At 60.2% G+C, this 11,986-nt stretch carries 12 protein-coding genes and 2 pseudogenes; 3 read left to right on the top strand and 11 right to left on the bottom strand.

Features of this window, described 5'->3' with window-relative positions:
* Nucleotides 1–142: 142 nt before the first annotated feature.
* A pseudogene (locus VJV58_RS05340) lies at nt 143–1,255 on the top strand (serine/threonine protein kinase).
* A 40-nt stretch (nt 1,256–1,295) separates the two neighbouring features.
* Here VJV58_RS05340 and VJV58_RS05335 read toward each other — a convergent pair.
* From VJV58_RS05335 to yajC, 5 genes and pseudogenes are all read right to left on the bottom strand, one after another.
* Entirely contained in the window at nt 1,296–2,156 is an 861-nt protein-coding gene (locus VJV58_RS05335; protein WP_324136299.1) for a phytoene/squalene synthase family protein, read from the bottom strand.
* Nucleotides 2,153–2,536: an Mth938-like domain-containing protein gene (locus tag VJV58_RS05330; protein ID WP_324136298.1), complete on the bottom strand. Its 384-nt coding sequence runs from the start codon at nt 2,534–2,536 to the stop codon at nt 2,153–2,155. Before VJV58_RS05330 ends, VJV58_RS05335 begins: the two co-directional genes overlap by 4 nt.
* A gap of 2 nt (nt 2,537–2,538) precedes the next feature.
* Nucleotides 2,539–3,543: pseudogene (gene secF, locus VJV58_RS05325) on the bottom strand (protein translocase subunit SecF).
* Between the two features lie 121 nt (nt 3,544–3,664).
* Nucleotides 3,665–5,263, bottom strand: a complete 1,599-nt coding sequence (gene secD / locus VJV58_RS05320) for a protein translocase subunit SecD (RefSeq protein WP_324136297.1) — start codon at nt 5,261–5,263, stop codon at nt 3,665–3,667.
* A gap of 38 nt (nt 5,264–5,301) precedes the next feature.
* A complete protein-coding gene (gene yajC / locus VJV58_RS05315; RefSeq protein ID WP_324136296.1) occupies nt 5,302–5,667 on the bottom strand; it encodes a preprotein translocase subunit YajC in 366 nt (121 codons plus the stop codon).
* Nucleotides 5,668–5,845: 178 nt separating this feature from the next.
* On the opposite strand from yajC, the gene VJV58_RS05310 reads away from it, so the two are divergent.
* Nucleotides 5,846–6,814, top strand: a complete 969-nt coding sequence (locus VJV58_RS05310; RefSeq protein WP_324136295.1) for an ATP-binding protein — start codon at nt 5,846–5,848, stop codon at nt 6,812–6,814.
* A 73-nt stretch (nt 6,815–6,887) separates the two neighbouring features.
* Here VJV58_RS05310 and VJV58_RS05305 read toward each other — a convergent pair whose 3' ends face one another.
* The 4 genes from VJV58_RS05305 to VJV58_RS05290 all read right to left on the bottom strand — a co-directional run bounded on the left by VJV58_RS05305 (nt 6,888) and on the right by VJV58_RS05290 (nt 10,242).
* Nucleotides 6,888–7,343, bottom strand: coding sequence for a GNAT family N-acetyltransferase (locus VJV58_RS05305; protein WP_324136294.1), 456 nt, complete (start codon nt 7,341–7,343; stop codon nt 6,888–6,890).
* 96 nt (nt 7,344–7,439) lie between these two features.
* Nucleotides 7,440–7,856: a GFA family protein gene (locus tag VJV58_RS05300; protein WP_324136293.1), complete on the bottom strand. Its 417-nt coding sequence runs from the start codon at nt 7,854–7,856 to the stop codon at nt 7,440–7,442.
* Nucleotides 7,857–8,106: 250 nt separating this feature from the next.
* A complete protein-coding gene (locus VJV58_RS05295) occupies nt 8,107–9,429 on the bottom strand; it encodes a LysM peptidoglycan-binding domain-containing M23 family metallopeptidase (RefSeq protein WP_324136292.1) in 1,323 nt (440 codons plus the stop codon).
* 162 nt (nt 9,430–9,591) lie between these two features.
* Nucleotides 9,592–10,242: a protein-L-isoaspartate(D-aspartate) O-methyltransferase gene (locus VJV58_RS05290; protein WP_324136291.1), complete on the bottom strand. Its 651-nt coding sequence runs from the start codon at nt 10,240–10,242 to the stop codon at nt 9,592–9,594.
* A gap of 246 nt (nt 10,243–10,488) precedes the next feature.
* On the opposite strand from VJV58_RS05290, the gene VJV58_RS05285 reads away from it, so the two are divergent.
* Nucleotides 10,489–10,866, top strand: a complete 378-nt coding sequence (locus VJV58_RS05285) for a response regulator (RefSeq protein WP_324136290.1) — start codon at nt 10,489–10,491, stop codon at nt 10,864–10,866.
* A gap of 13 nt (nt 10,867–10,879) precedes the next feature.
* Here the strand turns inward: VJV58_RS05285 and surE are convergent, their stop codons facing one another.
* Both surE and VJV58_RS05275 read right to left on the bottom strand, forming a co-directional pair.
* On the bottom strand, nt 10,880–11,647 hold the full coding sequence (surE, locus tag VJV58_RS05280; protein WP_324136289.1) for a 5'/3'-nucleotidase SurE: 768 nt from the start codon (nt 11,645–11,647) through the stop codon (nt 10,880–10,882).
* A gap of 120 nt (nt 11,648–11,767) precedes the next feature.
* On the bottom strand, nt 11,768–11,986 hold a 219-nt coding region (locus VJV58_RS05275; RefSeq protein ID WP_324136288.1), incomplete at its 5' end, for a hypothetical protein.

Raw genomic sequence — 11,986 nt, 5'->3', positions numbered from 1 at the left:
ACCAGAAAACCGGACGGCACGCGCCTGCCCGGCAGCGAAAAGGCCGTTGCAAAGAGGCAAGCCATCAGCGCTCGCGCTTTGGCCGATCTCGATCGGTGGATCGCCGACAACCTGAACATCGCTGCGGCGGCATGAGCGGCTGATGAAATTGCCAAAAGACGACGCCGCTGTCTTGTCGGAGCGATGGACCGAGGGCGTGCTGCTGAAGCGGGACGTGTTCTCCACGGTCGAGCGCGGCCGGTTTCGCAGCGGTGAGGCGCAAGTCGCCGAGGTCAGTGCGGTACTGCGGCGTCTCGATTACGTACCCTGGTGGTCCTATATCCCCGCGCGCCATCTGTTCGGGCGCGAGCGTCGTGCCCTTGCCAAAGCGCGGGGTCTGAACGTCGGGCCGGAATTGCTTTGGGCCGGACGCTCGGCTTTGGTGCGCGGATTCATCGACGGCGTGGCGCTGCATCTCGCAAAACCTTCGGACGATGTCAGTTATTTCCGTTCCGCGAAGAAAGCGCTCCGGACGCTGCACCGCGCGGGCATCTGCCATAACGATCTTGCAAAGGAACAGAACTGGTTGCGCGGCAGCGATGGTCAGGCGTACCTCACTGATTTCCAACTCGCCGCCTGCTTCGAGACGCGCGGCCGACTGTTCCGGATTGCGGCTTATGAGGATCTCAGGCATCTGCTCAAGCATAAGCGCACCTACGCGCCGAATGCGTTGACGCCGAGCGAGCGCAAGATATTGGCGCGCAAATCGTTGGTCGCGCGGGTCTGGCTGAAAACCGGAAAAAAGGTTTACCGCGCTGTCACTCGCGGGCTGTTCAACTTCACCGATCGAGAAGGCGGCGGCCGTCGATTGGTCAACGACGCGCCGGTATTGATTGACCTGATCAGAAAGAATCCCGATGTCCGGGACGCCGCGATCGTCGCCTTCGCCGATCGGCGCAGCGGCGTCGGGTTGTACGCATTTGTCGAGGCAGATCGCGTCACATTGGAAATGCAATTGCGCAGCGAACTCACCGCCTCAAATGGCCCGAAACCGCCCGAACATATCCAGGTGGTTCAAGCCCTGCCACGCGACGCGGCTGGCACGCCTCGGATCGAGATCCTCTAACTTGTCGCGATGAATCAGATCGACCTGATCGAGCCGATGATGAGAAGCGACACTGACCGGGCGTTCCTGAAGGACATTCTTGAAGCCCGCAAGAATCTACGCGACCGCTTTAATTTCGAGACCGCCGATTTGGCGAGGCGCTCGACCTGATACGCGAGCCAGAGCACGATTGTGATGGCCCCGTGCGGCGTTATGCGAACAATTCCGACCGCGACGCGCGCCACAATGTCCACAGCGTCCGAAGCCGCGAGGTGGTCGACGGCGTGAACAGATTGGCATCCGCGCGTGACATCCGCCGCAGGTCGCGCGCGACCAGCGCCAGCGGCAGGAACGCCGGCCTCACTTCCGGCGGCATGCTCTCAAGCAGCGTCAATGCCGCGTCGAGGTGAACCCGGGCATTGCCGAGCAAATCATCCAGTGCCGCTCTGACCTTCGGGTTTTCCTTTCCGGAAAACGCATCCTCCATGCTGCTGGCTTGCCGCTCCAACAGCTGCAGCGGCAGGAATAACTGACGCCGCGAGCTATCCAGCGGGAACACGCTTACGACACGCGCCATGCCTTGGGCTAAGCCAGCGTGCCTTGCAAGGTGCTCAATTTCGGGGATTTGCCACCCGGTGATTTCCGCGGCAAGCGCGAACAACGTGCAGACGGTATCGTTGAGATAGCTTTCGAGCGCCGCCATGGTGGGCATCGGATCGTTGTAGAGGTCGAACTGGTGCTCATCGACCAGGCGGGACAGCCGCTCGACCGGCAACTCCCACTGCTGAATGACAAAATTGAGTTCGGCCGCGACCGGATTGCCTTCAATTCCGCCATGGCTAGTGCCAGCAAGCATGTCCGTCCACCATTGCAGCCGTATCTCGCCGGGCAGCGGCTGGCTTACCATTTCCCTCACACGCGAAATCTCGACATTGAACGCATAGAGCGCCAGCACGGCGCGGCGCTGCCGAGCCGGTAGAAACAAGCTCGACGCGTAACGGCCAAAATCGTGATTGCGCACCAAATCGGCGCAAAATTCGGCAGCCTCGCTGGCCGCGTCGGCGCGACTCATGGCACTGCGATCAGCGCTGCGGCGACGCGACGCCGCTCGCCGATCATGATGTTGTAGGTACGAATCGCAGGTCCGGTTTGCATGGCGTCGACCACGATGCTGACCGCGCGCAAGGCTTGACGAAGATCGGACGGCGGCCGCCACACACCGGTGCCGCTGCCAACTATTAACGTATCGATGCTGTTGGCCGCGTCGAATACGCGTTCCAATGAGCGCTTATCGATGTCCTCGGGCCGCGTGACCGGCCATGCCCACATCGCATCCGGGAGACACAGCAAAGAGCCGCGATGGGACATCTCGGCAAACGCGAAACCGCCATTGCCGTAGGCCTCGATCGGGGCGGACCTCGGAAGATGCGGCGCGTCCGAGCGGCTCGCCATGATTATTTCTTCGACGGTTTTTCCGGCGCGTCGGCCCGATGGATGCCGACGCCGAGATAGATCAGGATTGGGGCCGCGATGAAGATCGAAGTATACGTGCCCACCAGCACGACACCGAACATCATGACCGCGGTAAAGCTGTGGATCGCGTTGCCGCCAAACAACAACAGCGCCAATAGCGCCAGCGTCACCGTCACGTGAGTAATGATCGAGCGGGACAGTGTTGAGTTGATGGATTCATTGAGCAATTGCGGCATCGGCATTTTCTTGTAACGACGCAGCATTTCGCGGATACGATCGTAAATCACGACGGTGTCGTTGAGCGAATATCCCAGAATCGTCAATAGCGCGGCAATACTGGTGAGGTCGAAATCAACTTGCGAAATCGACATAAAGCCGATCGTCAGCACGATGTCGTGAACGTTCGCGATCATCGCACCGAGCGCGAACTGCCATTCGAACCGGAACCAGAGATAGATCAGGATCGCAAAGATCGCGAGCATCAGTCCGAGCATGCCTTAGGCCAGCAATTCACCGGAAACTCGAGGACCGACCACTTCTACCCGCCGGTACTCAACAGCGTCACCGAGAGCGCCACGCACTTTCTGCACGGCTTCCTGTTGCGCGGCATCGCCTCCCGGCTGCTCGGCAACCCTGATCAGCACTTCGTCCGGCCCGCCGAATTGCTGCAGCTGGATGTCACCCAATCCGAGGCCGCCGAGCGTGGCGCGCATCTTCGCGATGTCGACCGCACCCGATTTGGACCGGACCTCCATCAGCGTACCGCCCTTGAAGTCGATACCGAAGTTCAGCCCATGCGTGAAGAACAGCGTGATCGCGAAGATCGAGAGCGCCGCTGAAATCGGAAAGCTGATACGGCGGAAACGAGTAAAGTCAAAGTGCGTGTTATCCGGCACGATCCGAAGTGATGGCAACCAGCCGAAGCAACTGACGACCGTCAACGCGACAATAAGAACGCCCAGTCCGATCAGAACCCAATGTGTCACGGCGCGCTCCGCACTTCTCGCGCGAAGCCGATCCAGCTACGGCGGATCATGTTCGTCGCTGCTTTTTCATGGGGAGGCATGATCTGCTACTCCGAAACCGGTATCCACTTTCGGGCCCATGCTAGATCGGCACGCCTTGCGGCCGTTTCCAGCGTACCCAGCCCGCCACTATCAGACGGGTAAGCGTAAACGCGGTGAAAACCGTGGTGATGATGCCGATGCCGAGCGTCACGGCGAAGCCGCGCACCGGGCCGGTGCCAATATAGAATAGCACCGCGGCAGCGATGAAGGTGGTGATGTTGGAGTCCAGGATGGTCGAGAGAGCGCGTTTGAAGCCTGCATCAATAGCCGAAATCGCGTTGCGACCACCGCGCAACTCTTCGCGGATGCGCTCGTAAATCAAAACGTTGGAATCGACCGCGATACCCACAGTCAGCACGATTCCGGCGATTCCCGGCAACGTCAGCGTCGCATTCAGCAGCGACAGCAGGCCGAAAATCATCGCGACGTTGATGGCGACCGCGACGTTGGCGAAGACACCGAACAACCGATAGGTGACGAGCATGAATACGATCACCATGATCGAACCCACATAGGCGGCGAGTTCACCTTTTTCGATGGAGTCCTGGCCGAGCCCGGGGCCGACAGTGCGCTCCTCGATCACCGTCAGCGGTGCCGGCAGAGCGCCGGCCCGCAACAGGATCGCCAGATCGTTGGCTTGCTGCACCGTAAAGTTCCCGGATATCTGTCCGGAGCCGCCGGTGATGGGTTCGCGAATGACAGGAGCGGAAATGACTTCGTTGTCCAGCACGATCGCGAAGGGCTGCCCGACATTTTCTGAAGTTGCCTGCGCGAATTTGCGCGCGCCGGAGGTGTTGAAACGGAAGCTGACGATCGGCTCGCCCGAGCGTTGGTCGAACCCAGGCTGGGCGTCAGTCAAATCACCACCGGAGACGAGGACCTGCTTCTTGATAACATAGGGAATCTTCGGTGAGGTCGAACTCATCAGCACTTCGGAATCCGGCGGTATCTTGCCCTGTTGCGCCTGATCCGGCGGCACAGTCGTATCGACCATGCGGAATTCCATCTTAGCGGTCTTGCCCAACAATTCCTTCAGGCGGCTCGGGTCCTGCAGTCCCGGAACCTGCACCAGAATGCGGTCCGTGCCCTGACGCTGGATCAGCGGTTCAACCGTGCCGAGCTGGTTCACCCGGCGCTCGACGATCTGAATCGATTGCTCGATGGTCTGCCGTATCCGCTCGGTGATGGCCGCCTGAGTGACCGTCAGCCTGATCAGGCCGCCGCCGGCATCGGTAATCTGGAGGCTCCGTTGTCCGCTGGATCCGAGCAATCCTCCGAGCGGCTGCGATAGCTCGCGCAATTTTGTCAGCGCGTTTTGCAGATCGCTATCCTTGACCCGGACCTCGACACTGTCCGGACGGGTGACGAGGCCGGTGTAGCCGATCCTGGCTTCGCGCAACGTCCGGCGCACATCATCGCGCACCTGGTCGAGTTTCTCTTTCTTGACGTAATTGGAATCGACTTCAAGCAGAAGGTAGGAGCCGCCCTGCAGATCGAGCCCCAGCACCATTCGCCGCTGCGCCCAGGCCGGCCAACCCTTGACCGTTGCCTCGGGGAAGAAATTCGGAACGGCGCAAAGGCACACCACCAGCGCCGTCAATATGATCGCCAGCGCCTTCCACCGCGTGAAATACAACATCGACTTGACCCGTCATCCAGGGAAATGCGGCGCTTCGGCTAGCTCGCGGACGTCTCGTCCTTTGCAATTTCAGCCTTTTCCTTCGCCGGCTCGCCCTTGGCGCGCACCCCTGAAATCATCTGGCGCATTTGCCGCACCCGGACGCCGTCCGAGATTTCGAACTCGATCTGATCGTCGTCGACAACCTTTGTCACCTTGCCGACCAGGCCGCCTGAGGTCACCACCGTGTCGCCTCGGCGAATGTTCTTCACGAGTTCGGCGTGGTCCTTCACCTTTTTTTGCTGCGGCCGCAAAATCAGGAAATACATGATCACGAAGATCAGCGCGAACGGCAGCAGCGACATCAACATGCTGTTGGTATCGCCGCCTGCCGCAGCCTGGGCAAACGCAGGTGTAGTCAGCATTCGAACAATCCTCGTGAAACGGGAATCGACCGCCAACACGTCACGCGTCGGTCGGTCGGGCAAATTCGCGCGGACTATAGCGGCCACGGTCCCAATTGCAACGCCGCCACACCCTCATTTGCGCCGCTTGCGGCGTCTTTCAAGGCCCGATATGGGTGCTTCGTCAGGAAGTCCCGAAATGTCAAAAAAGCCCCGGCATACAGGCATTCGCGCGAAGTCGAGCGCGGCCTCCACCAAATTAGCCCCGGCTGCGGCGAAACGTCCGTCTTCCCGACGAAACAACAACACCGACGAGCGGATCGCGCAGGCTCTGGAGAAAATAGCTGCCCATCTGTCGGCGGCCTCGCCCGTCCCGGAAATCGATTCACTTCGCGACGCCGATGCCTTCGTCTGGCACCCCAATGGGCGGCTGGCGCCGGTGCCACGCGTCAGCCGCGTCGATCTCGACCTGCTCAAGGGAATCGACCGAATGCGCGACATCCTGATCGAGAACACCCAACGGTTCGCAGAGGGCCTGCCCGCCAACAACGCCTTGCTCTGGGGCGCGCGGGGAATGGGGAAGTCATCGCTGGTCAAGGCAGCGCATGCGAGCATCAATCTCAGCCGCAAGTCGGCAGAGCGATTGAAATTGATCGAGATTCATCGCGAGGACATTGAGAGCCTGCCTGCACTGATGGACCTGCTGCGCTCATCCGATTTCCATTTCATAGTGTTTTGCGATGACCTGTCGTTTGACGGCGACGACGCCTCATACAAATCGCTCAAGGCGGTGCTGGAGGGCGGGATCGAGGGTCGGCCCGATAACGTAATTCTGTACGCGACTTCCAATCGCCGGCATCTGCTGGCGCGCGACATGATCGAAAACGAGCGCTCGACGGCTATCAACCCCGGTGACGCCGTGGAGGAGAAGGTTTCACTGTCGGACCGCTTCGGTCTCTGGCTCGGCTTTCACCGCTGCAGCCAGGACGAATATCTCGCCATGGTGAAAGGATATTGCGGTCACTTCGGCATCAAGATCGCCGAGGAGGAACTTGAGCGCGAGGCCCTGGAGTGGTCGACCACACGCGGCTCGCGTTCTGGCCGCGTAGCCTGGCAATTCACGCAGGAGCTGGCCGGACGGCTGGGCGTAAGGCTCGCGGCGAAGTAGCTACGGTTTTCTTAGACGTTTCACGGCGGGGAGAACCCGAAACGCAGGTTTGAAGCTGAGCCTAGCCGGCAGATCAAAGGTTCATTGCTAGTTTAGGCAACATCCTTCCCGGCACCGAGCCAGAGGGCGCTTGGCCGACATCGTAAGCTCCCATTTTGCGATAAAAGGGAGCCGCATCGGGATCGGCATCGATTGTTAGTCGGGTGGCACCCAGTTTTTTGGCAACGTCGGTGGCCCAAACAAGCAACGCTTTGCCAGCGCCCCTGTGAAGCGCGCCCGGCTCGACGAATAGTTTCATTAAATTAGCTTCGTCGTTGATGATATTTACCTGCGCAACGCCGATTGGCTTGCCGTCGCGTTCGGCAACTCCGATGCTTGTCAACTCCAATTCGCGCGGTTCAAACGATAACTCTCGGCGACACGCTTCCATGAATTCCTCGTCATAGCCCCAAACGGCTTTAGATCTGAAACACAGATCGGAGAGGCCGGATAAATCCTCAATCGTTGCCACACGGATTGTCAGAGGCAACCTGACCTCCTCGGACGTGAGAGGAGGAGGGTGCAGCAGGGACGAGACCGGTGGCAGCGAAAGCGTAAACCGGCGTGGCAAGTCAAAGCATCCACCTCAGGTCAGCCGTTTGGGTTCGAAGCCCGGGACCCACTTTTCATGCTTTGGCAGATCGTCGGCAATATCCCACCAAGTAGCCTTCGAGCTGGTGAACACGTGCACCAGAGGGCGAACTCCGGGATCATCATCGAGTAAACCGGCAGGGATGCTCACAGTCGGAAGATAAGGAGCTTTACCCGGTGCACTTGAGCCGCAGACTCTGCAGAAATTACGGAAACTGCCGGCGGCGGATTCGAACTTTTCCGTCAACTCTTCGCCAGAAATGAGCCGGAACTTATCGGAATCGACATGGGCATAGGTCGCAAATGCCGCGCCGGTCAACTTTCGACAAATTACGCAATGGCAATGGGTCAAAGATCGGACTTCGTCGATTTCGAAGCGGATGCCACCGCAAGCGCAACCTCCCCTGATCATCTTTACACCTCCACGACGCGGCGAAATCGCCGCTCAAAGTGTATCCGGAGCTTTATAGGGTGCGACTGATCAGTCCATTTGGCGCGTCCGCACTTTACACACAGGAAAGCTGGCGCGAATGGAGCGAAGAACCAAAATACCTGCCTCTCTGCAAATGCAGGAAGAACGGGCCTATCTCAGCTGAAAGTTGGCCGGTCAAGGGCGATAACTGATCGACCATCGAAGGGGCGAGATGCCCGATCGGCGCAGCTCACGCGCCGTTGAGGAATTGAAGCGGGTCCACTGGGTTCGATCCCTTGCGGATCTCGAAGTGAAGCTGCGGCGAACCCACCTCGCCCGACTGGCCTGATTTGGCAATGACCTGGCCGCGCTTGATGGTGTCGCCGCGCTTCACCAGCAGTTCACTCGCATGGGCATATGCGGTGACGTAACCATTGGCGTGCCGGATCAGGACGAGGTTGCCGTAACCCTTGAGCTCGTTTCCTGAATAGGCCACGACGCCATCTTCCGCCGCTTTCACGGGCGTTCCCTCTGGTACCGCCAGATTGATGCCGTCATTCGACTTGCCGTTGGTCTTTGCGCCATAGCTGGTAATCACTTTGCCGCGCACTGGCCATCGGAACGTCGGCAATGCCCCCGTCGCTTCAGCCACTTTGCCGGGCGCCTCCACCGAAGGCTCATCCACCTTGGTTGTCGCCTGAGCCAGTCGCACGCTTTGGGCGGGTACCGGTGAAAGTGCGGCCATTTTCGTAGCCGGGGCCGCCAAGGTCTGGACCGGTTGAGCAACGGCGACCGGAACCGGTGCGGGCGCAGCAGCCGCCGCATTCCGCGCACCGGGCACGGTCAGTCTGGTGCCCACTTTGAGTTTCGCGTGGGGATCGAGACCGTTCAGCCTCGCAAGCTCGGAAAGTGAGACATGATTGCGATGGGCGATGCTGAGCAAGCCTTCGCCCGGGTTGACGACGTGAACCGAGGATGCCGCGCTGGCAACCGGCGGAGCTGCTACGGGAGCGGCAACGGTTGATCGCGGGATGATCAGCTGCTGGCCCGGCGACAGCGCGCGCGGACCCCTGTAGCCGTTGGCCTGCAGGATTGCGGCCGTCGAAACATTATAGCGGCGCGCCAAAATATCGATTGTGTCGGTGGTACCGACGATGACCCTGATGTCGCCGTGCGGCGCAACGTGCGCGGCCACGACCGGGCGGGCCGGCACAGTGCTGGTCGTCTCAATCCGATGCGCGGGCGGAGCATAGGATGCGAGCCCGTGCCCTCCTCCCGACACGCCGCCGCTGACAATGGGACTGGATTGCGGTGCTGCGATCGGCGGTTGCAACGCGCGCGCCTGATATTGCGGTTGCGGCCGGGAATATTGCGGAAGTTCGCGCCGTTCGACTGCTGGCGCTGGCACCGAGCCGGTGGCTTCAGATTGCGAGGCGAAGGGATTCGAAAACCCATTTTGCGACATGCGCGTCGACATGTCGGCGCTGCAGCCCGCGAAGGCAAACGAGGTCAGCGCCAGTAACGCGACGTGCGGTACGCGGCGCGAGCGCAGCAACTCGATGGTCCGGGACATGGTTACTCACTCGTACGCAACTAACTGGCTTTTGAGTAAACACCTCCCCAGTAAACAAGCACTTAACCCTGCGAAGTCCCTGCAATTCGTCGCTTCTCGGTCAATGCACTGAGCTGTCGAGGCCGATCAAGACAGGCCCCAAAAGCTCTTTAGAGCGGGTCGTCAAAGCTCGCGGGCAATACCGGGCAGCGCGGGCACGAACCGTACGTCGACCAGCTCCTTGCGATCCAATCCGACATCAGTCCTGGTCAGGCGAACCAGTCTCTGGATACCGTGACGCGGACCGACCGGAGCGATCAGGATGCCCGCGGGCTCAAGCCGCTGCGCGAGCGTCTCGGGGATCTGCTCCATCGCGGCGGTAATGAGGACGCGGTCGAAAGTCCCGGCGCTCGCCGGCACGTCGAAGCCATCTCCGAGCAACACCTCGACGTTATCGCAGCCCAGTTCCGTAAGCCGTGCCCGGGCACTATCGGCGAGGGTACGGTAACGCTCGATCGTCAGCACATGACTGCAAAGCCGCGACAGTATCGCGGCCTGGTAACCTGAACCGGTGCCGATCTCGAGCACCCGATGATGCCTACGAAGCTGCAACTGCTCTGTCATGTACGCGACCACGAACGGCTGGCTGATGGTTTGCCCGCAATCAATGCTCAAGGCACTGTCGCGGTACGCGTCGGCGCGATCAGCCGGCTGGACGAAGGCCTCGCGCGGGACCTCCTCCATGGCGCGAAGCACCGCCTGATCGCTGATCCCGCGACGCCGAAGCGTAAGCTGAAACATCATCTTTTCTGGCGGATCTTGAACTGCGGGCATGTCGCTCCCTCTAATCGTACCTTCCAAGGAGGGTCTAGCGTGACACGAAGCGGCCTCGAGCGCGGAGAAAACATTTTCGCGAATCGAGGTTCCCGGCGCGGAACCTGCCTTGATACCTTGGCGTTGTGAGCCGGGCAATTAATCCTGCTTTGCGCCGCGCAATAGAGCGTGCTGCTTTATACGTTCACATTGCGCGGGCTCTCGTTTTTTGCGATCCTCCGATCCGGGACGGGCAAGGACATCATCATGACTGCAGCGCGGCCGCCGGGCGGTTCGGTCTTCCTAGTAGAAGACGAGGTCATGATCAGGATGATGGTCGCCGACATGCTGGAGGAACTCGGCTACAGCATCGCGGCCGAGGCCGGCGAGATCAACGAAGCCATCCGGCTCGCCCAAAATACCGAGTTCGATCTGGCCATTCTCGACGTCAACGTCAATGGAAAGGTGATCTCACCCGTTGCCGAGTTGATCCAGGCGCGCAACCGGCCGTTTATTTTCGCCACCGGCTATGGCTCGTCCGGTCTTCCAGAGGAATATCGCGATCGTCCCGCGCTTCAGAAGCCATTCCAACTCGAAACGCTAGCGCGACTGATCGACAGCACGTTGAAGGGTGCGACGGTCTAGCGCGGCTTCGTTGTTACTTCAGCGTGGAAGTCAGCGCTTCCGAAAACTCATCATCGGTTCGGTCGAGCCGTAGCGGAGTCACCGAGACATAACGCGCGGCGAGCGCCCAGAGGTCGGTGCCCTCGGCCGGCGCATCGGCTTGAGCCAGCCGCTCAAACCCGATCCAGAAATACGGATTGCCGCGACCGTCCCGACGCTGGTCGACCTTGAGAAATCCGAGATTGCGCTTGCCCTGCCGGGTCACGCGTACACCGGCAACTTCCTCGGGTGCGCAGGCCGGAAAATTGACGTTGATGACAGTGTTCTTCGGGACGCCGGCGTCGAGGACCTTGCGCAAGATCGTCGGCCCGAATTTCAGCGCCGTGTCCCACAGCGGTGCATTGCGGGTCTCTACGCTGAACTCCTGCGAGAGCGCAAACGACGGCAATCCCAAGATCGTGCCTTCCAAGGCGCCGGCGATGGTGCCGGAATAGACCACGTCCTCTGCGACGTTGCGACCTTTGTTGACGCCTGAGAGCACCAGGTCCGGCATGGTGTCGCCAAGGATGTGACGGGCTCCCATGATCACGCAATCGGTCGGAGTCCCACGGATCGCAAAATGGCGCGGGCCGACTTCGCGCAAACGCAAGGGGTCGTTCAGCGACAGCGAATGCGAAACGCCGGACTGGTCAAGCTCCGGCGCTACTACCCACACATCGTCGGACAGCGCACGCGCGATCTGCTCGACAATCTTGAGACCGGGGGCGTGGATGCCGTCGTCATTCGTGCAGAGAATTCGCATCCTTAAAATTCGTATCCCTTGATTGCTCCGTTCGATTCCGGAGCGGCCAGCGTCTCTTAGCCCTCTCGCGTCGTTGAAGCAAACCTCCCGGAGCTATCGGAGCGCGGGTCGCTTGGACGCTCACCGTCGGATGCGAATACGCCAGGGTCGAATGAATTTTGCCGGCCAGCTTTCGACGTGCAGTTCGAACTTTTGGGTCGCAGGCGCCGCGATTTCGCCGACGGGTTGCTGTTCCAAAATTTCGTTTGAACTCGTTTCAGCCAACGACGGAACGCTCTGCTCAAAAGCTGCGGCTTGCGGGGAAGACTCCGAAAAATGCTTACGGGCGATCGCCAATGC

Origin of the sequence: Bradyrhizobium sp., assembly GCF_035273305.1 — a bacterium.
In the GTDB taxonomy this organism is placed as follows: Bacteria; Pseudomonadota; Alphaproteobacteria; order Rhizobiales; family Xanthobacteraceae; genus Bradyrhizobium.
Note: the sequence above shows the minus strand (reverse complement) of the source record. Positions and strands in the feature narration are given on the sequence as shown.